Source organism: Streptomyces sp. S3(2020), assembly GCF_013044505.1.
In the GTDB taxonomy this organism is placed as follows: domain Bacteria; phylum Actinomycetota; class Actinomycetes; order Streptomycetales; family Streptomycetaceae; genus Streptomyces.
The window spans coordinates 86604-106137 of record NZ_JABERD010000002.1; the positions used below are offsets into that span (position 1 = coordinate 86604).

17 protein-coding genes are annotated in these 19534 nt (G+C 71.6%); 3 read left to right on the top strand and 14 right to left on the bottom strand.

Features of this window, described 5'->3' with window-relative positions:
* Nucleotides 1-8 precede the first annotated feature (8 nt).
* The 10 genes from HLK59_RS01450 to HLK59_RS01495 all read right to left on the bottom strand — a co-directional run bounded on the left by HLK59_RS01450 (nucleotide 9) and on the right by HLK59_RS01495 (nucleotide 10785).
* Nucleotides 9-1385 carry a nucleotide pyrophosphatase/phosphodiesterase family protein gene (locus HLK59_RS01450; protein WP_171139291.1) on the bottom strand — a complete coding sequence of 459 codons (1377 nt, stop codon included), beginning with the start codon at nucleotides 1383-1385 and terminating at the stop codon, nucleotides 9-11.
* On the bottom strand, nucleotides 1382-2566 hold the full coding sequence (gene eboE / locus HLK59_RS01455; protein ID WP_171139292.1) for a metabolite traffic protein EboE: 1185 nt from the start codon (nucleotides 2564-2566) through the stop codon (nucleotides 1382-1384). Before eboE ends, HLK59_RS01450 begins: the two co-directional genes overlap by 4 nt.
* A gap of 7 nt (nucleotides 2567-2573) precedes the next feature.
* Nucleotides 2574-3428 carry a TatD family hydrolase gene (locus HLK59_RS01460; RefSeq protein WP_171139370.1) on the bottom strand — a complete coding sequence of 285 codons (855 nt, stop codon included), beginning with the start codon at nucleotides 3426-3428 and terminating at the stop codon, nucleotides 2574-2576.
* Nucleotides 3428-4144 carry an EboA domain-containing protein gene (locus HLK59_RS01465; RefSeq protein WP_171139293.1) on the bottom strand — a complete coding sequence of 239 codons (717 nt, stop codon included), beginning with the start codon at nucleotides 4142-4144 and terminating at the stop codon, nucleotides 3428-3430. The genes HLK59_RS01460 and HLK59_RS01465 overlap by 1 nt, the downstream gene beginning before the upstream one ends.
* Nucleotides 4145-4193: 49 nt before the next feature.
* The gene (locus HLK59_RS01470) at nucleotides 4194-5054 is read right to left on the bottom strand and encodes a sugar phosphate isomerase/epimerase family protein (RefSeq protein WP_171139294.1); all 861 of its coding nucleotides are present in this window, start codon (nucleotides 5052-5054) and stop codon (nucleotides 4194-4196) included.
* On the bottom strand, nucleotides 5051-5950 hold the full coding sequence (locus HLK59_RS01475; protein ID WP_171139295.1) for an SCO3242 family prenyltransferase: 900 nt from the start codon (nucleotides 5948-5950) through the stop codon (nucleotides 5051-5053). The genes HLK59_RS01470 and HLK59_RS01475 overlap by 4 nt, the downstream gene beginning before the upstream one ends.
* Before the next feature lie 107 nt (nucleotides 5951-6057).
* Nucleotides 6058-6969: a YceI family protein gene (locus HLK59_RS01480; protein ID WP_171139296.1), complete on the bottom strand. Its 912-nt coding sequence runs from the start codon at nucleotides 6967-6969 to the stop codon at nucleotides 6058-6060.
* 140 nt (nucleotides 6970-7109) lie between these two features.
* Entirely contained in the window at nucleotides 7110-8150 is a 1041-nt protein-coding gene (locus HLK59_RS01485; RefSeq protein WP_171139371.1) for a maleylacetate reductase, read from the bottom strand.
* Nucleotides 8151-8176: 26 nt separating this feature from the next.
* Nucleotides 8177-9028 (bottom strand): intradiol ring-cleavage dioxygenase, encoded by an 852-nt coding sequence (locus tag HLK59_RS01490; RefSeq protein ID WP_171139297.1) that lies wholly within the window; start codon nucleotides 9026-9028, stop codon nucleotides 8177-8179.
* Nucleotides 9028-10785, bottom strand: coding sequence for an FAD-dependent monooxygenase (locus tag HLK59_RS01495; RefSeq protein WP_346779619.1), 1758 nt, complete (start codon nucleotides 10783-10785; stop codon nucleotides 9028-9030). The genes HLK59_RS01490 and HLK59_RS01495 overlap by 1 nt, the downstream gene beginning before the upstream one ends.
* Nucleotides 10786-10943: 158 nt before the next feature.
* Between HLK59_RS01495 and HLK59_RS01500 the strand changes: the two genes are divergently transcribed.
* Nucleotides 10944-12641: a helix-turn-helix domain-containing protein gene (locus tag HLK59_RS01500; protein ID WP_346779620.1), complete on the top strand. Its 1698-nt coding sequence runs from the start codon at nucleotides 10944-10946 to the stop codon at nucleotides 12639-12641.
* A 30-nt stretch (nucleotides 12642-12671) separates the two neighbouring features.
* Here HLK59_RS01500 and HLK59_RS01505 read toward each other — a convergent pair whose 3' ends face one another.
* The 3 genes from HLK59_RS01505 to HLK59_RS01515 all read right to left on the bottom strand — a co-directional run bounded on the left by HLK59_RS01505 (nucleotide 12672) and on the right by HLK59_RS01515 (nucleotide 16008).
* Nucleotides 12672-13019 carry a hypothetical protein gene (locus tag HLK59_RS01505; RefSeq protein ID WP_171139300.1) on the bottom strand — a complete coding sequence of 116 codons (348 nt, stop codon included), beginning with the start codon at nucleotides 13017-13019 and terminating at the stop codon, nucleotides 12672-12674.
* 67 nt (nucleotides 13020-13086) lie between these two features.
* Nucleotides 13087-13791, bottom strand: a complete 705-nt coding sequence (locus HLK59_RS01510; protein WP_171139301.1) for a class E sortase — start codon at nucleotides 13789-13791, stop codon at nucleotides 13087-13089.
* A 39-nt stretch (nucleotides 13792-13830) separates the two neighbouring features.
* Nucleotides 13831-16008 carry an RICIN domain-containing protein gene (locus tag HLK59_RS01515; RefSeq protein ID WP_171139302.1) on the bottom strand — a complete coding sequence of 726 codons (2178 nt, stop codon included), beginning with the start codon at nucleotides 16006-16008 and terminating at the stop codon, nucleotides 13831-13833.
* A 201-nt stretch (nucleotides 16009-16209) separates the two neighbouring features.
* On the opposite strand from HLK59_RS01515, the gene HLK59_RS50695 reads away from it, so the two are divergent.
* Together HLK59_RS50695 and HLK59_RS01525 are read left to right on the top strand one after the other, a co-directional pair.
* Complete coding sequence (locus HLK59_RS50695; protein WP_171139303.1) at nucleotides 16210-16920, top strand: ThuA domain-containing protein; 711 nt, start codon at nucleotides 16210-16212, stop codon at nucleotides 16918-16920.
* Nucleotides 16890-17990 (top strand): Gfo/Idh/MocA family oxidoreductase, encoded by a 1101-nt coding sequence (locus tag HLK59_RS01525; protein WP_171139304.1) that lies wholly within the window; start codon nucleotides 16890-16892, stop codon nucleotides 17988-17990. The genes HLK59_RS50695 and HLK59_RS01525 overlap by 31 nt, the downstream gene beginning before the upstream one ends.
* 6 nt (nucleotides 17991-17996) lie before the next feature.
* Here HLK59_RS01525 and HLK59_RS01530 read toward each other — a convergent pair whose 3' ends face one another.
* Entirely contained in the window at nucleotides 17997-19475 is a 1479-nt protein-coding gene (locus tag HLK59_RS01530) for a glutamate--cysteine ligase (RefSeq protein WP_171139305.1), read from the bottom strand.
* Between the last annotated feature and the right edge of the window lie 59 nt (nucleotides 19476-19534).

The following is a 19534-nucleotide window of genomic DNA, read 5'->3' on the forward strand; positions in this document are numbered from 1 at the left end:
TGGGCTGTTCAGGGAGTGGTGATGCCGGCCAGCGTCAGGAGGAGGCTCTTGACGTCGGTCGCGTCGATCTCGTCGCGTGCGGCTTCGGGCCGTGAGCACAGCAGTACGGGGCTGTCCTGCGGGTCCTGCGGCAGGCAGCCGTGGCTGCCGCGTACGCCGGAGGGGTCCAGGGGGACGGTCTGGATGCGGTAGCGCAGGCCGGCCTTCTTGCGGGCGACCTGGCCGATGGCGCGGGCCTTCACGGCGGGGACCGTGGGGTCGTAGAGGAGTTCGGCGGGGTCGTAGCCGGGCTTGCGGTGGATCTCGACCTGGCGGGCGAAGTCGGGGGCGCGGTCGTCGTCCAGCCAGTAGTAGTACGTGAACCAGGCGTCGGACTCCGCGACGGCGACCAGTTCGCCCGAGCGTTCGTGGTCGAGGCCGTGGGCCGCCTTGCCCTCGGCGTCCAGCACCTGGTCCACGCCGGGGAGTTCGGCGACGATCTTCGCCACGGCCGCGGTGTCCGCCGGGTCGCGGACGTAGACGTGGGCGATCTGGTGGTCGGCGACGGCGAAGGCGCGGGACGTCCAGGGGTCGAGGTACTCCATACCGTCCTGGGTGTGCACTTCGAGCAGTCCGGCGCCGCGCAGGGCCCGGTTGATGTCGACGGGGCGGGAGGCGGGCGCGATGCCGTACTCGCTGAGGATCACGACGGTCGCGTTCTCGCGCCGGAAGTGCTCCAGCAGGGGCCGCAGCGCGTCGTCGAGGCGGCGGGCCTCACGGGCGGTCTGCGGGGAGTCGGGGCCGGAGCGCTGGGGCTCGTAGTCGAGGTGCGGGACGTAGACCAGGGTCAGGTCGGGGCGGTGTTCGTCGAAGATCTGCCGGGCGGCGGCGAGGATCCACTGGCTGGAGGGCAGGCCGGCGTTGGGGCCCCAGTAGGTGAACAGGGGGAAGTCGCCGAGACGGTCGGTGAGTTCGTCGTGCAGGGCGGGCGGCCAGGTGTAGCAGTCGGGTTCCTTGCGGCCGTCGGAGTAGTAGATCGGTCGGGGGGTGACGGTGAGGTCGACGTCGGCGCCCATGGCGTACCACCAGCAGACGTTGGCGACCTTGTAGTCGGGGTCGGCCTTGCGGGCGGTGTGCCAGATCTTCTCGCCGCCGACGAGGGCGTTGTGCTGGCGCCACAGCAGGACCTCGCCGAGGTCCCGGAAGTACCAGCCGTTGCCGACGATCCCGTGCTCGCAGGGCGGTGCGCCGGTGAGGAGGGTGGACTGCACGGAGCAGGTCACGGCGGGCAGCACGGTGTTGAGCCGGGCTTGGAAGCCCTGCTCGGCGACGGCCGAGACGGCGGGCATGTGGCGGAGCATGCGGGGAGTGAGGCCGACGATGTCGAGGACGACCAGTCGGGTCATGAGAGGGGCTCCGATCCTGAGAGGGGCTTGAGGCCGAGTTCCTCGAACCGGTCGCGGGTCCAGGCCAGTTCGGCGGCCAGTCCCGCGACGAGGCCCGCGCGGTCGTGGGGCCGCAGGTGTTCGGGGAGGACGGACCAGGTGTAGGTCTCGACCTCGATGTGGTCGCTCACGGCTCGCGGGCCACCGAGCAACGCGCCCAGAGAGGCGGTCAGTTCGCTCGCGGTCGTGCTGAGCGGCGGCTCGGGTGCGGCGTGCAGGGGTGCGTGGAAGTGCACCCGCCAGGGCGAGTGCGGGTCGAGGCCGCCCGCCAGGGCCTCGGGGAGGTCGTCCACGCCGGTGACGGTGCCGTTCGGGGCGGTGCGTGTCTGGTGCAGGAACCGGGGTTCCGCGAACCGGGCCAGCGCGCGCCGGGCCTCGGGGTCGGCGGGGTCGTCGGCCTGGAGCGCGCTGGACGCCTGCACCTTGACGACCGGGAGCCCGGCGTCGGCGATCCGGCGCAGCGCGGCGGCCGGTTCCTCGAACTGCACGGCGAGGTGGCAGGTGTCGAGGCAGATCCCGAGCCACTCGGGGTCCACTCCCCCGAGTTCCCGGGCGGCCTGGACGGTGTTCTCCACCACGCATCCGGGCTCGGGCTCGAACCCGACCCTGATCGTCCGGCCGGTCTCCCGCGCCGACTCGGCGAGCCGGCTCGCGAGTTGGTCGAGGGCCCGCCGTGCGGAGTCCCGCGCCCCGGCCGGCCACGGTGTGCGCCAGGCCAGCGGAAGAGTGGAGACGCTGCCGCGCCGGGCGTCGTCGGGCAGCAGCCCGGCCAGGACCCGGGCGCAGTCGACCGTGTAGTCCAGCCGGGCGGGGTCGGCCCAGTCGGGCAGGTAGACGTCCTTCTTCACGACCTCGCGGTGGAATCCGCCGTAGGGGAACGCGTTGAGGGTGACCGTCTCCAGGCCGCGCGCGGTGAGTTCGGCGCGCAGGCGGCGTACGGCGTCGGGATCGGCGGACAGTTCGGTGACCACGTCGCGGGCCAGCCACAGGCCGATGCCGAGCAGGTCGGCGCCGAGGTTCTCCCGTACGGGCTCGGCGTACGTGGCGAGTTGGCCGATCACTCCGTCGAGGTCCTCGGCCTGGTGGACGTTGCTGCAATAGGCGAGGTGGACGGTGGTGCCGTCGGGGTGCCGGAAGCGCACGGCGGGGTCACTCCCCGCCGCGTTTGATCGAGTTGCCCGCGAAGAGGGCCGTGCCGTCGGCCTTGACGTCCTCCAGGTCGAGTCGGCCGCTCTGCCCGTAGAAGGCGACCGGGTTGCGCCACATGACCTGGTCGACGGTGTCGTCGTCGAAGCCGGCGGCGAGCATCGCGTCGGCGGTCCTGCGGGTCTTGAGCGGGTCGCTGCGCCCCCAGTCGGCGGCCGAGTTGACGAGCATCCGCTCGGTGCCGTGCTCCTGGAGGATGCGCACCATGCGGTCCTCGGTCAGCTTGGTGTCCGGGTAGATGGAGAAGCCCGCCCAGCAGCCGCTGTCGGCGACCATGCCCACGGTGAGTTCGTTGAGATGGTCGACGAGGACGTGCTCGGGCGGGATGCCGGACTCGCGCACGACGTCGAGGGTGCGGCGGGTGCCGACGGCCTTGTCGCGGTGCGGGGTGTGGACGAGGACGGGCAGTTCGTGCTCGATGGCGAGTTGGAGCTGGCGGGCCAGGGCCTCGTCCTCCTCGGGGGTCATGGAGTCGTAGCCGATCTCGCCGACGGCCACCACGCGGTCCTTGGCCAGGTAGCGCGGCAGGACGTCCAACACCCCGGTGCAGCGTGGGTCGTTGGCCTCCTTCGGGTTGAGGGCGATGGTGCAGCGGTGCTGGATGCCGAACTGCGCGGCGCGATACGGCTCCCAGCCGAGCAGCGCGTCGAAGTAGTCGGTGAAGCTCTCCACCGAGGTGCGTGGCTGGCCGAGCCAGAAGGAGGGTTCCACCACCGCGCGGACCCCGGCCGCGTACATGGCCTCGTAGTCGTCGGTGGTGCGTGAGGTCATGTGGATGTGCGGGTCGAAGATGCGCATCATGCTGCTCCGGTGAAGGCGGCGAGGGCCTGTTCGGCGGCGGTTCGGCGGGCGGGGACGGGTGAGTCGGCTTCGGCGGGCAGCCCGGAGGCCTCCAGCGTGCCGGGGTGGGCGCGCAGGATCGGCCAGACGTCCGCGGGGACGGTCCGGCCTGCGGCGACCCGCTCGTGGGCGAAGTCGGCGAGCATCCGGGCGAGTTCGCGGTCCGCGCGTTCCTGAAGGCCTGCGACCCGGTCGAGGGGGATCTCGCAGAACACGCACTTCAGTACGGCGTGCCGGTAGCCGTCGTAGTCCAGGTGACGTGCGGCGTACGGGCCGAGGGCCGACTCGATCAGGCCGGTGTCGTTGCCGCGCAGCGCGATGTGGACGAGTGGCAGGCCCAGGTCGACGAAGGAGGGATCCGCCTTCTCCAGCAGGGCCAACGACCTTAGTACGGCCCGCTGTTCGGCGGCGTCCCCGTACCGGTGCAGGGCGGTGACCTCCTCGGCGAGTTCCGCTCCGCGCAGTGGCAGGGCCGCGAGGAGTCGGGCGCGGGCGGCGTCGGCGACCGTCCAGCCGGGGGTGAGGGGGCCGCGCCCGCAGCGTCGGCCGACGGCCGGGAAGACGGTGCGTACGGCTGTGGGGTCCTGTCCGACGCGGGCGACGGCCTCGGTCAGCCAGAGCCGTGCGTCGGGGGTGAGTTGTCGGTCGAGGGCGGTGGATATGTGGGGGTCCACGGCGCAGGTCTCCTGTTCGGATGTGCTGATGTCGGAGGAGGTCGGGGCCTCAGGACGGCTCGGCGGCCTTCAGGAACTCCAGGGAGCGGCGGGCGACGTCGGGCGCGTCCAGGGCGGCGCCCTGGATCTCCACGGAGACCGGTCCGAGGTAGCCGGAGGCCTTCAGCGCGGCCAGGACGGGCGGGAAGTCGATCTCGCCCGCGCCGAGTTCGAGGTGCTCGTGGACCCCGCGCCGCATGTCCTCGATCTGCACGTTCACCAGGTGCGGCGCCGCCAGCGCCACGCAGTCGAGCAGTGCGGGCTCCTCGACGCAGTGGGCGTGCCCGATGTCCAGGGTGATGCCGAACAGGGCGGGATCGCCGAGCAGTCGCCGCAGCTCCAGGACGCGCCGCACGGTGTCGACGAACATGTACGGCTCGGGCTCGAAGCCCAGGGCCACACCGTGCTCGCCGGCGATCGCCAGGACCTCTTCGCAGCCCGCGGCCAGCCGTTTCCAGGCCTCTTCCTCGGGCATGCCCCGCGGCGCCGGGCCGCTGCACAGCTGGACGGCCGGGGCGCCGAGGTCGGCCGCGACGCGCACCGCGCGCGCCAGCAGGTCGACGCGCCGCCCGCTGTCGGCCGGGGACATCAGGGTGGGGTGGTGCTTGTGCCACGGGTCCAGGAGGTAGGGCGCTCCGGTCTCCACCATGACGGCGAGGCCGAGGCGGTCCAACCGCCGTGCGAGTCGGTCGACTTGGCGGGGCAGGTCGGAGGCGTACGGGTCGAGGTGGCCGTGGTCCAGGGTGAGGCCGACGGAGTCGTATCCCAGGTCGGCGAGGACGGTCAGTACGTCGTCGAGGCGGTGGCAGGCGAAGCCGTTGGTGCCGAACCCGAACCGAAGGCGCTCCGGAGGCCCGGGTTTCGGGGTCACGTCGGCGACACCTTCCGCGCGAGTCTGCGGGCCAGCGGATGCGCCGCGGCCAGGATCCCGGCGAGCCCGGTACTGCCGCCCCCCGCGGTGAGCGCCGCCTGGAGGGGCATCAGCGACATGATCCCGGTGCCCACCGCGTTCCGCACGTTCGTCGCGGACGGTTCGCGTGCCGCGCGGGCCTGCGCGGTGCCGTACGAGGCGAGGTAGGCGAGCGCTCCCAGGGCCGCGCCGGTCCGGGCGGTCCTGCCGTGCCCGCGCAGGCCCGGAAGTGCCGCGGCGGCCACGGCGGTCGCGGTGCTGCCGGCCAGCGTGGCGGCGGGTACCTCGCGCGGGGCGCCGGATATCTCGTGGCGGCTCAGTGCCGTGACGGTGTAGGTGTGCGCGCCGACCAGCAGGGCGGCCGGCAGTGCGGACGCCCTGCGTCCCGGCTCGGCTCCGGCCAGGACGTTGCAGGCCCGGGCGCCCGCCATGGCCGCGGGTCCGGCGGCGGTGGACTTGAGGCCGAGGTCGTACGCCCAGACCAGTCCGGTCAGCGGCAGCGCCACACCGAGCGCCCGCCGCCCGCCGGTCAGGGCGGCGAGGCCGAGCCCGGCGGCGGTGAGTCCACAGGCGGTGGCGAGGGCGGTACGGCGGGCCACCCGCCCTGAGGGCACGGGGCGTTCGGGCCGCTCCACCGCGTCGACGGTCGCGTCCGCGTAGTCGTTGAGCGCCATCCCGGCCCAGTAGAGGGCCACGGACGACGCCATCGTGCCGAGGATGCGGGGCGACGGTGTCCCCGCGCTCGCGGCGGCCCCTGCCAGGACATCACCGGGCACACTCAACGCCGCGGGCAGACGGACGAGTTGCGCCAGATCAGCGAGGCGGGGGGAGGAATTACGGTTGCTGGGGCCGTCCATGATCGGACCCTACGCCGAAAACTTCAGTTTTGGACATCCTCATACCCTCACCGCTGTGAAGAATTTGTGCGCGGGGTGTGCCACGTGACCGCGCCGAGTGACCGCACCTACTCGGGTGGCGTCGGTGTGTCGTGCGTGCGGTACATCGCCTGGACGTCCAGCTCCAGTTGGACCGTCGGGCCGACCACGGCGATCCCCCGCGCCAGCATGGACCGCCAGTTGAGCGTGTAGTCCTCCCTGTGCAGTTCGGCCTTGGCGAGGGCGGCGCACCGGAGTTCCTCGCCGTAACCGCCGTTGACCATGCCGAGGTAGTTCGTGTCCAGCGACACCGACCGGCTCACTCCGTGCATGGTCAGCGTGCCCAGCAGCGACCACCTGCTGCCGCCCCGGTAGGCGAAGCGGGTGCTTCTGAAGTCGATGTAGGGGAAGTGCTCGACGTCGAGGAAGTCGGCGGACCGCAGGTGTGCGTCCCGGGTGTTGTTGCCGGTGGTGATGCTGGAGGCGTCGATGCGCACGTGCACACGGGAGTCGCCGATGTCCTGGGTGACCTGGATGCCGCCCTCGAACCGTTCGAAACGGCCGTGCACATGGGCCATGCCGACATGCTTGGCGATGAACCGGATCGCGGTGTGCGGCGGGTCGAAGAGCCAGGTGCCGGGGACCGGGAGTTCGGCCTGCCGGGCCGGCTGGAGCCAGACGCGCTGGGACTCCAGGCCCGCGTCGGCGACGACGTCGATGCTCTCGCGGTGCGGTTCCAGTCCCTCGGCCACGATCATCAGGCTGTAGCCGCCCGGCGGCAGCGCGGCCAGGAACAGGCCGTACGGATCCGTGGTGCCGCGTGCCGCGACCTGGTGGCTGCGGAGTTCGGTCACCGTCACCTCGGCACCGCCGAGCGGTTGGTTCACCGGGTCGAGGACCTCGCGGCAGACGACGCCCGCGCCGGCCGGGACCGGCAGCGCGAGGCCCGCGGCACCTCCGGAGGCATTCTTCAGTCGCCGCCGGAGCAGTCCGAGGGGCATGGGGTCCACCTTTCCGTTCTGGTTTTTCAGGAGTCGCGGTGCTCTTCAGGAGTCGCGGTGTTCTTCAGGAGACTCGGTGCTCTTCAGGAGTCGCGGTGTTCTTCAGGAGACTCGGTGCTCCTCGGGAGTCCCGGCGTTCTTCAGGAATCCCTGCGCGGCCGGTCGCCCGTGTACGCCGCTCTCAGCACGTCCAGCGCGCCCTGCGCGGTGACCTCGCGCGGGTTGGGGTACGCCTGCTCGGCCGCCACCTGCGCGGCCGCCGCCACATCGGCCTCGGCCAGGCCGAGTTCGGCCAGCGAGCGGGGTACGCCGGGACCATCGGCGAGGTCCCGCACCGCACTCGGGACGTCGTCCGTGCCCAGGGCCCGGCCGAGCGCCGCCATGGCCTCGGGCGCGGCGGGCGCGTTGTACGCGAGGGCGTAGGGCAGGACCACGGTGTGCGTCTCGGCGTGCGGCAGGCCGTAGGTGCCGCCGAGGACATGGCAGAGCTTGTGGTGCAGCCCCATGGTGGTCGCGCCGAGCGCGGCACCGCAGAGCCAGGCTCCGTACAGGGCCCGGCCGCGGGCGTCCAGGTCCCGGGGAGCGGCGGTCAGGGCGGGCAGGGCGTCGGCCATGGCGCGTACGCCCTCCTCGGCCATCAGTGACACCAGTGGCGAGGCGTCCGGCGCGTACAGGGCCTCGGCCGCGTGCGCGAGGGCGTTGACGCCGCTGGTCACGGAGAGGTCCACCGGGAGGGACAGGGTGAGTTCGGGGTCGTAGACGACACTGCGCGGCAGGACCGAGGGATCGCGGCCGGTGCGCTTGGCCCCGTGTTCGGTCAGGCCCCAGACGGGGGTCATCTCGGAGCCGGAGTACGTGGAGGGCACGGCGACCAGCGGCAGTCCGGTGCGCAGCGCGATCGCCTTGCCGAGGCCGATGGCGGAGCCGCCGCCCACGGCCACACAGCCGTCGGCTCCGGCGGCCCGCGCGACCGCCACGGCCCGGTCGGCGACCTCGGCGGGCACATGCATCCGCGCCTCGGTGTGCAGCCCCGCGCAGTCACCGCCGAGCGCGTCCGCGACGGCCCGGGCGGTCCGCGCGCCCCGTGGCCCGCTGACCACCAACACCCTTCGCAGCCCCAGTCGTTCGACCTCGCCGGGGACCGCGGTTTCGGCGGCGCCGGGGCGCAGGACGACCCGCATCGGCTGGGCCTCGTACGTGAACTCCTTCACGGGCGGACCGAGTTGAGGACGAGGTCGAAGCGGGCGTGCCGGAACGGGGTCGGGACGCCGAACTCCCGTGCCAGGACGGGGTCGTCGGTCTGCGTGAAGTCCTGGACGAGGCTCTGCTTGACCGCGAACACCGCGTCCGAGTCGAGGTAGTCGCCGCCCGCCACGAAGATGTGCGTGGTGACCGGCTCGTGTCCCTCGGCCGTGGCGATGAAGTGGATGTGGGCCGGACGGTAGGGATGCCGGCCCGTGGCCCGCAGCAGTTTCCCGACGGGGCCGTCGGTGGGGATCGGGTACGGGCTCGGCACACAGGTGCGGAACCAGAAGCGGCCCTCGTCGTCCGCAGTGAACAGCCCGCGTCCGTTGCCCGCGGGCTGGATCCCCGGCTGCTGGACGTCGTAGAAGCCGTTGCCGTCGGCCTGCCAGACGTCCAGGAGCGCGCCCGGCAGCGGGGTGCCGTCCGCCGACAGCACCCGTCCGCTGACCACGCACGGCTCGCCGCCGCCGACCAGGTCGATGTCCGCGCCGAGGGCACGGACCGGTGACTCGGTCATGTGGAAGGGCCCCAGGACCGTGCTCTCGGTACCTCCCTCTGCGCTGTTGACCGTCTCCACCAGCATCGAGACGCCGAGCACGTCCGACAGCAGGATGAACTCCTGGCGGGTGTCCGTGCAGGTCTGCCCGGTCGCCGTCAGGAAGCCGACGGCCTGCTCCCACTCCGCCATGGTCGGCTCGGTCTCCCGGACGAAGGCGTGCAGATGGCGGGTGAGGGCGGCGAGCAGTGCGCGCAGCCGGGGGTCCGGCGTGCCGTCGAGGCTGTCGACCACGCTCCGGGTGAGTTCGGCGCTCATCAGGCGTGCCCGAGGATGCGCCGCACGGCCTCGGTGAGCGTGTGCTCGGCGTCCGCACCGGAGGCGGCCGCCGTCGCGTGCCGGAAGGCGACGTACCCGTCGGGCCGTACGAGGAGTGCTCCCCCGTCGGCGACCTCGCTCAGCCGCGCCCAGTCGCCGTACGGGTCCTCGTACTCCTGGCCCGGGCCGATGACGACGGTGGCGATCTCCAGGTCCTGGGCGTCGGCCGCCCGTACCCAGTCGGTGCCGCCGATGCCGGTGATCAGTGTGAAGCGGCCCTGTCCGACGGTGTCGAGGGTGGAGAGGGTGCGGGTGCCGGAGGTGATCCAGGCGTGCGGGAGTCTGGCGCCGGGGCGGGAGGACGGCTGGTGGTGGAGTTCGGGGTCGCGGTCGAAGCCGGGGTCGTCGGTGCCGTCGGGGACGATCCCGGTGGAGGTGTAGCGCTGGTTGAGGTCGACGCCGTGCGCGTTGAACTCGTAGGCCTTGAACGCGATCGCCTCCCGCAGCCGCGCCCGCTGCTTCTCGGCGGCCTCGGTGTCCTCCTTGCGGGCGGCGATGTTGGCCCACAGCTGCTCGGGGGTCTGTGGGGAGAGCCCGTCGAGGGCTTCGAAGACCGGGGCGGTCTCGCCGATGGACTTGTTGGCGCGGGTGACGATCTGCCTGCCGATCGGGGCGCGTTCGGCGGTGTAGGTGTCGAGCAGCTTCGGGGAGGCGGTGCCGTCGAGGACGAGCTTGAGCTTCCAGGCCAGGTTGTAGGAGTCCTGGATGGAGGTGTTGGAGCCCAGGCCGTTGGACGGCGGGTGGCGGTGCGTGGCGTCGCCGGCGCAGAAGACCCGGCCCGCGGAGTAGGTCTCGGCGTACATCTCGTTGACGGTCCAGGCGGAGGAGGACTTGATGGTCACCGGGATGTCGTCGTCGCCGACCAGCCGGCGTACGACGGACTCGGCGTATGCGGTGGTCAGGTCGGGGGCGCCGGCGTTCACGTCGTAGCCCCACACGATCAGCCACTCGTTCCAGGGCCTCACACAGCGCACCAGGCCCGCGCCGATGCCGCCCACGGTGGCACCCGGGGCGAGGACCCAGTAGAGCGTGGAGGGGCGGTGGGCGGTGTACTTCGACAGGTCGGCGTCGAAGACGATGTTGATGCTGCCGGCCACTCCCATCTGGCCGCCCATCGGCAGCCCGGCGTCCTCGGCGACCTGCGACCGGCCGCCGTCGGCGCCGATCAGGTACTTGGCGCGGATGGTGTACTCGTCGCCGCGCAGCCGGTCCTCGACGGTGACCGTGACACCGGAGTCGTCCTGGACGAAGGACTTGTAGACGGTGCTGAAGCGCAGGTTCGTCCCACGCGAGACCGCGGCGTCCATGAGCACCGGTTCCATGAGGTGCTGGGGCATGTCGCACATCCGGGTGGGGCTGGCGAGTTCGTGCGCGGCCTGGACGAGCGGATCGTTGCCCCAGGAGCGGACCCGGCCGAGCTCCTCGCCGGCGAGGCTGGTGCAGAAGGTCGTGTTGCCCATCAGCTGCTGCGGGGTGGCCTTCGCGACGACCTCGTCCTCGACACCGAGGTCGCGCAGCACCTCCATGGTGCGCTGGTTGGTGATGTGCGCCCTGGGCGTGTCGGCGAGGCTCGCGTAGCGCGTGACGACGATGTTGGGTACGCCGTAGCTGCTCAGGGCGAGTGCGGCGGCGCCGCCCGCGGGACCACTGCCGACGATCAGTACGTCGGTCACGACATCGGGCTCGACGGTCTGCACGGGGGACGCTCCAGGGAATGAGAACAGGCACCTACTGTCCAAGATCATGTACGGGGGTGCGGGAGCGCGGGTGTCTCAATTCGAGACAGCCCGGTCGGGGAGAGGGAGACCCCGGGATTGTTGCCCGTTCAACCGTTCCCGGTAGGGTGAGCCGTGCCGTGACCACCGCAGAGCGCCCCACCGCCCGCCCCGCCCTCGCCTCGCTGCGCAGGGCCCGCGAGCTGTTCCTGCGCGGGCACCCACTGCCGGACGGGGTACCGGAAGAGGTCCTCGCCGCGTGGAAGCGCGCCCGGTTCTTCGGGGTACGACATGACGTACGGGAATCGGCGCCCGCCGTCTCACCGCCCGAGTCGCCCTTGCTGACGGCGGCCCGGCCCGTGCTGGAGCGCATCGCCCCCACCCTCGACAGCGGGCGGACCACGCTCGTCCTCACCGACGACCGGCTGCGGGTGCTCTGGGCCACCGGACTCACCCCGGACCACCCCCACCACGATCTCTCCGAACAGGCGGTCGGCCACAACAGCGCGGCCCTCGCCCTGCACACCCGGCGCCGGGCCGAGGTGCACGGGCCCGAGCACTTCCTCGATCTGTGGCAGGACGTCTCCGGGGTCAGTGTGCCGGTGCGGGAGCCGGAGACCGGCCGGCTGCTGGGCACGGTGACCGTGTCCTGCGGGCTGTGCGTCGAGTGCGGCCCGCATCCGGGTGCCCCGGTCGCCGAGGCCGCGGTGATCGCGGTGGAGGCGGAACTCCTGGCACGGTCACGGGCGGCGGAACGGGTGCTGCTGGACGCCTATCTGCGGGCCGCCGGACAGCCGGGGCGTGCGGTGGTCGCCCTGGACGGCCGCAACCGGTTCGTCAGCGAGGCGGCGGGACAGCTGCTGTCGCCGGAGCAACTGGAGGCGCTGGAGCAGCGAGTCGTCGCACAGGTGCGGGAGCGGACGGAGACGCGGATACGGGTCTCCGACGGTCCGGGAACTGCCGCCACCGTCAGCCTCGTCGCCCACCGGGGCTCGGTCGTCGGAGCGGTCGCGGTCCTGGAGCCGGTCGGGCACACGGTCCCGCCGGCCGCCCCCCGCACCGCCGTCGGGCCGGCCGGACGGTCGCTGCCCTGGCGGCACGCGGTCGGCCGCGCGGTGGAGCTGGCCGCGTCGCCGGAGCCGCTGCTGATCGTCGGCGAGCGCGGCACGGGGAAGACCTCGCTCGCCCGGGAACTGGCCGGCGACCCGGCGATCGCCGATGCGGCCGAGGGCGAACTCGACCTCGAACTCGCCGAGTTGGTCAAGGGCCGCCCGCTCCTCATCCGGCACGTGGAGCGGCTCGCCCCACCCGACACGGCGACCCTCAACTCACTCCTCGACACGCATCCGGGTGTGCCTCTGCTGGTGACCTACACCCCCGGAGCGGCGCCGGGCCCGTGTCTCCAACGGCTCCTGGATACGCTGGCGGCCCGCTCCGTCACTCTGCCCGCGCTGCGTGAACGGCCCGACGACATCCGGGAGTTGCTCACGTCCCTGGCTCCCGCGCCGGCGCCGGGGCACCCCCCGCTCACCTGGACCCTGGACGCGCTGCGCGCACTGGAGCGGCACCCGTGGCCCGGGAACGTCACCGAACTCGCGCACCTCGTACGGGCCTTGGCAGAGCGTCGCCGCTCGTCGGGACCGGTCCGGCGTACCGAACTCCCCGACCTCGTCCGCGAGGGACCCGCGCCCCGTCCGCTCACACCGATGGAACGTGCCGAGCGCGCCGCCATCCTGGAGGCCCTCCGTCTCAACGGCGGCAACAAGGCAAGGACGGCGGCGGCCCTGGGGATCGGCCGGGCGACCCTGTATCGGAAACTGCGGGGTTATCGGGGCTGACGTGCCCTGCTGGGCTGTCGGGCTGACGTGTCAGAGGGTGAAGGTGATGACCTGGCCGTCGGTCTCGATGTAGGTGCCGCTGATGGCGATCGCGTCGTAGCAGCCGTGGCTGCTGAACACCTGGACCCACTGCCCGGCGGGCACGGTGACCGAGATGTCCTTCGCCTGGCCGACGCTGAAACCGCTGTGACAGATGTACTGACCGGCGGTCTGGGTCATGACCGAGTCGCCGTCGGTGACGGTGACCCGCAGGGTGGCCGTGACATCGGCCTGGGCCGTCGCCGACGCGGGTGCGCCGACGGCGAGTACGGCTGTCGCGGCCAGCCCGGTGGCCAGGGCGGTGACGCGGGTACGGCTGAGAACGGGGAACAGACGCATGACGACTCCGGATTCCTCGACTCCGGATGATTGTCGAGCCCTCCACGTCCCACGCGCCACACCGGCTTCAGCCATTCTCCGGGGTCCGGGTGGCCGACAGCACGCCGATCTTGTCGACGCGATGCTCGGGGTTTCCGTGGTCGTCTCGCCAGTAGTTGCCCGCCGCGTGGTCCTCCAGGGTCAGACAGGTGGAGATCGTGATCACGGCCTGGGTGGGGAGCCTGCCGGGGAATCCCGGGACCGCCGCCCGCTGTTCGGCGAGGGATCGTGCGGAGCGGAAGGACGTCGTCCTGGTGTCGGTGATCTCGTACTCGTAGACCGTTCCGCCCGAGCTCACCAGGACCGAGTCGCCTTCGTCGAGGTCGGGGAGCCGGCGCAGGGGGCCGCCGTTGGAGAGGCGGTGGGCCGTGACGAGGTAGTTGCCGACCTCGCCGGGGCCGACGCCGCCATGTTCGCCGTAGGGGCTGGCGGCGAGGCCGCGGTTCTGGATCCTGGTGCCCGGCCGGTCGTCCGTGGTGCCCTCGTAGGGGATGACCCGCAGGTTCGCGACGCCGATCGCCTCGATGGTGAGCGAGGCCGCCCGGGGCGTCGGGGGTGTCGGAGCCGCCGCGGGCGCCGAGGCCGGTGCGGACTCCGCCGGGCTGGTCGCAGCTGGTGCCGCTCCCCGGTCCGTCGTGGACGCACCGCCCGCTCCCCCGCCGCCGGAGCAGCCGAGGAGCAGGGCGATGCCGGTACCGGTGAGAAGGGCGCTACGAGCTCGGGTCCCAGGCATCTCGTACGGCGAACGAACGGCCCGGATCCGGTGTTCCCCTCATGGGTGGCTCACCAGGTTGGCCACGTTGGTCGAGGAGTTGGAGGGGCCTCCCCGGTCGTTGATGACGTGCCGGATGGTGCCGGTGCCGCCGAGGGAGACGGTCACCATGTTCTGGAAGCGGACGCCCGGGGTGTTGGGCACCTCGAAGGCGTGTTCCGCGGTGACGCTCGGGTTGACGTTGAAGTAGCAGTAGCTGCCGAGTCCGTAGGCCTGGTGGCTGGTGACGGAGTCGGCGACCTTGTAGGCGGCGTAGCCCTGGGTGGAGCCGTTCATCCAGGCGGCCTGGTTGGGCGGGTCGTAGGGCATCTCGTTCTGGTAGAAGTACGTCCGGCCGCCGTTGCCGTTCCAGATGGTCTGGTGCTTCTGGTAGTGCTCGACGAACAGGCCGTACATCGTCACGTCGTCGCCGTTGACCACCAGTCCGGTGTCCGCCGTGTTGGAGTTCCAGCCGATACCGCTGCCGTGGTCACCGCGCCAGATCCACATGTGGTCGCCGATGACGTCGTCGCTGTTGACGACGAGGCTGGTGGTCGCCTTGCCCACGGCCGCGCCGCCGACGCGGAAGTAGACGTCGTGCAGCGAGGTGGGGTTGGCCGAGTGGTCGGCGGCGGCGCCGGACGGGCCGAGTTCCACGAGGGTCTGCGAGTTGGTGGTGCCCGCGTCGAAGAGGACGCCCGCGAGCTTCACTCCGTCGACGTCGGCGACCGTCATGGCGGTGATGCCGTTGTCGGGGATGAACGTGGCGAGACCGAGCCCGAGGACGACGGTGTCGGGGCGGGTCACCCGCAGGGTCTGGTTCAGGTGGTAGACACCGGGGGTGACCAGGAGGTTCTTGCCCTCGGCCAGGGCGGCGTTGATCTGGGCGGCGGTCGCGCCCGGCTTCACGACGTGGAACTGGTCGATGCCGAGCGAGGTGCCCGGGGCGTTGCCGCTCGCCCAGCTGGTGGCGGAGGAGTTGGTGCGCACGGACGGCACGAACACCTTGTAGGCGCCCGCCGCGTCGACGTACAGGAAGGGCTTCTCCCGGACCTTCGGGGTCTGGTTCACCGTGGTGTAGGGCGGGTTGGGGAAGCTGTTGCCGGGGACGCCCTGGCTGCCGACGAAGACCATGTTCCAGTTGGCGCCGGTCCAGCCGCCGAGCTGGGAGTTGCGGGTCAGCCACTGCTGCTGGGTGCCGGAGCGGACCTGGCCGTCGATCTTGCTGTCGGCCATGAAGCCACCGCTCGACCAGCCGCCGTCGCTCAGCTCCAGGTTGCCGCGGACATGCATACGCCGGTATCCGGAGGCCTGTGAGACCGCCCAGCGGTCCGTGCCGCCGGTGGGGTTGACCGAGAGGTTCTCCGCGCCGCGCCAGAAGTTCTGGGTGGCGTTCTGCGGCGGGAACCAGTCGGCCTCCACATGCACGGCGCCGTTGATGGTGACCGAGTCGGGTGACTGGCCGAGGCCCAGGACCTGGGTGTAGAAGCCGACGTTGACGTCGTTGCTGTAGGTGCCGGGCTTGAACATGACCGCGTAGCGCTGGGAGCCGAACTGGTTCGTCTCCTGCTGCTGGAAGATCTGGTTGAGCCGGCTCTGGATGGTGGCCGACGGCATCGACGGGTCGAAGACGACGACGTTCGGACCGAGGTCGACGTCCCCGGGCGCGGTGCTCACCGGTGCGACCTGGAAGCGCTGGGCGGCCGAGCCGTTGCAGGTGTACTGCACGAGTTGAACACTGTCGGCCGTCGAGGCGGACGGGACGTCGAGGCACTTGCCGCTGTTGCGGTTGACGAAGTGGTACGCGCCGCCGCCCTCGTCGACGGCCTGCCACTGCTGGTTGCCGCCACCGCCGTACGTCCACAGGTGCACGGGCGCGTTGTCCGCCGTGGACACGTCGCTGACGTCCACGACCTGTGCGGCGTCGTTGCGGTTGTTGATGCGTACGTAGCCGTCACCGGTCGGCGTGAAGCTCCACTGCTGGGCGGTGGTGCTGTTGCAGGTGTACTGCTGCACGGCGGTGCCGTTCACGGTCGCGGCCGACCGGGCGTCCAGGCACTTGCCGCTGCCGGAGTTCACGACCGTGGCCCAACTGCCGGGCAGGGCGGCGGCCGCCTCGGTGGGCTCCAGGACGACGAGGGCCGAGGCGACGGCGGCCGCGGCCACGAACGCCACGGTCGGTCTGGGGAGTCGGAGCATTGCTTCTCCGCTTCTGCGGGTGGGGGGTGACTTAGTTCACTACGTGATTTAAGAAATGAGATATGAACATGTCAAGGGCTTGGTGCAGACCAACTCCCGCGAGGAGGCGAAACTTTCGCGGAAGCCGACAGCCCTTTCCCGGGCGCGAGCCACTGACGCATAGTGAAGGGCGCAGTTCGACGGGCTCGGCGAAGGAACCACATGACAGACAAGAAGGCCCTGGTGGTCCGAGGCGGATGGGAGGGACACCGGCCGGTCGAGGCCACGGAGTTGTTCGTGCCCTTCCTGCGAGGCAACGGATACACCGTCCGCGTCGAGGAGACGACCGAGGTCTACGCCGACACCGCCACGATGGCCGCCACCGACCTCGTCGTGCAGTGCGTCACGATGTCGGAGATCACCGCCGGGCAACTGGCGGGGCTGAGCACGGCGGTCGTGGCCGGCACCGGCTTCACCGGCTGGCACGGCGGAATCGCCGACTCCTTCCGCGCCTCCTCCGACTATCTCCACCTGGTGGGCGGCCAGTTCGCGACCCACCCCGGCAAGGAGCCCTGCGAGCGCCGGGGCGAGGAGTCGGACAACTTCCTGCCGCACACCGTCACCCTCACCGAACTCGGCCGCGAACACCCCGTCACCGCGGGCATCGAGGACTTCGAGCTGACCACCGAGCAGTACTGGGTGCTCCACGACGACCTGATCGACGTACTGGCCACCACCACCCATCCCACCCGGCCCTGGCAGCCCTGGCACCGGCCGGTCACCGCGCCGGCGGTCTGGACCCGGCAGTGGGGCGCCGGGCGGATCGTCGTGACGACGCCGGGGCACAGCCTCGACGTGCTGGAGAACCCCAACGTCCGTACCGTCATCGAGAGGGGCATGCTGTGGGCGACGCGCACCGCATCGGCGTCGTAGGTCTCGGCGTCATCTCCCGCGCCTATCTGGACACACTCGTCGGCCTTCCCACCGTCCGGGTCACCGCGGTCGCCGACCTGGACGCCGCCCGCTCGGCCGCGGTCGCCGCCGAGTTCCCCGGCGTCCGGGCGCTGACCGTCCAGGAGTTGCTGAGCAGCCCGGACGTGGACACGGTCCTGAACCTCACCGTCCCCGCGGCCCACGCCGAGATCGCCCTCGGCGCGATCGCGCACGGCAAGCACGTCTACGGGGAGAAGCCGCTCGCCGCCGAACTCACCGACGCCCACGCCGTGTTGGAGGCCGCCGCGAAGGCGGGCGTCGGGGTGGGCTGCGCACCGGACACCGTCCTGGGCACCGGGATCCAGACGGCCCGGGCGGCCGTCGAGGCGGGGAGCATCGGACGCCCCCTGTTCGCCTCGGCCGTGATGATCACCCCCGGGCACGAACGCTGGCACCCCCACCCCGACTTCTACTACACCACCGGCGGCGGCCCCCTCCTGGACATGGGCCCCTACTACCTCACCTCCCTGGTCCATCTCCTGGGCCCGGTAAGGGCCGTGACCGGGGCGTCCAGCCGACTGCGCACCGAGCGCGTCATCGCCTCCGGCCCCCGCGCGGGCGAGCGGATACCGGTCGAGGTCGACAGCCATGTCTCCGGAGTGCTCGAACACACCGACGGGACGCTGACGACGATCACGACGAGCTTCGACGGCGTGACCACGACCGCGGCACCGATCGAGGTCCACGGCGAGACCGGGACCCTCTCGGTGCCGGACCCGAACCACTTCGACGGCGAGGTACGGCTCTTCGGACTCGGCGACACCGGGTGGCGCAGGCTCCCGCCGTCGGCGGGCTACGTCGACGGCTCGCGGGGCATCGGCCTGCTGGACTTCGTCACCGCCGACGCACAGCGGGCGCCGCGCGCCGACGGTGAACTCGCCCTGCACGTACTGGAGACGATGACCGCGCTGCTCCGCTCGTCGGCCGAGGGCCGGCGCGTCGAGCTGACGACCTCGACGCGGCCCCCGGCCCCCGTTCCGCTGACGGCCGCCCGGGAATGGCGGGGCTGACCGGTCTCAGTCCACGGGCCAGGTGTGCGCGGCCGCGTTGAGATGCATGTAGTCCATGTAGGTCGAGGTCATCCGGCGCAGCGCCTCCTGGCGGTCGTGGACGCCTTCCTTCTCCATCCGGTGGACCGTCTCCGCCTGCCACAGCGCGCCGTTGCGGGCGCTGACGCAGCGCTGCTCGACGATGCCCAGCAGCGGCTCGCGCCACTCCGCGTCCATGCCGGCCAGCTCCAGACCCCGGTGGGCCAGCGGCAGCAGCCGCCGCAACACCAGTTCCGTGACCGGGACTTCACCGACGCCGGGCCAGTACAGACGGGCGTCGATGCCGTCGCGGGCCGCCGCGTGGAGGTTCTCCTCGGCGACCGAGAAGGACATCCGGCTCCACACCGGCCGGTCCTCGTCGACCAGCGCGCGGGTCAGGCCGTAGTAGAAGGCGCCGTTGGCGATGGTGTCGGCCACGGTGGGTCCGGCGGGCAGGACCCGGTTCTCGATGCGCAGATGCGGTCCGCTGTCGGTGACGGCGTAGACGGGGCGGTTCCAGCGGTAGATCGTGCCGTTGTGCAGCGTCAGTTCGCCCAGCTGGGGCACTCCGTCGCCGTCCAGCACCTCCTGTGGGTCCTCCTCGTCGCACACCGGCAGCAGCGCGGGGAAGTAGCGCACGTTCTCCTCGAAGAGATCGAAGACGCTGGTGATCCACCGCTCGCCGAACCACACCCGCGGCCGCACACCCTGCGCCTTGATCTCCTGCGGGCGGGTGTCGGTGGCCTGCTCGAACAGCGGGATACGGGTCTCGCGCCACAGCTCCCGGCCGAACAGGAAGGGCGAGTTCGCCGCCAGGGCGATCTGTACGCCCGCGACGGCCTGGGCCGCGTTCCAGTAGTCCGGGAACTCCTTCGGCGCGACCTGGAGATGGAACTGGGTGCTGGTGCACGCGGCCTCGGGTGTGATGGCGTCGGCGTACATCGCCAGGCGTTCCACCCCGTCCACCCTGATCCGCAGATCCTCGCCGCGCGCCGCGAAGATCTGCTCGTTGAGCAGCCGGTAGCGCGGATCGCCGGACAGGGCGTGCTCGCCGACGTCCCCCTCGCCCAGGGTCGGCAGGATGCCGATCATGATCAGATGCGCGCCCACGGCCGAGGCACGTTCCTCGGCGTGGTTGAGCGCGTTACGGATCGCCTGCTCCCACGCACCGGGGCCACCGGCCGTCAGCTCACGGGGCGGGATGTTGATCTCCAGGTTGAAGCGCCCCAGCTCGCTCGCCCAGGCCGGGTCGGCGATGGCCTGGAGCACCTCGGTGTTCCGCATCGCCGGCATCCCGTCGTCGTCCACCAGATTGAGCTCGATCTCCAGCCCGACCTGCGGACGCTCACTCTCGAACCCCGACTCGCGCAGCATCTGCGCCAGCACGTCGAGGCAGGTGTGCATCTTCTCCCGGTACCGACGGCGGTCCTCCCGCGTGAACACCAGGGCCGGCACTTCACGTCCCATCGTGCCCTCCGAGTCCCCTCGGCGGATGTCTCTCGTCCCAGCGTCGCACTTCGGACGCG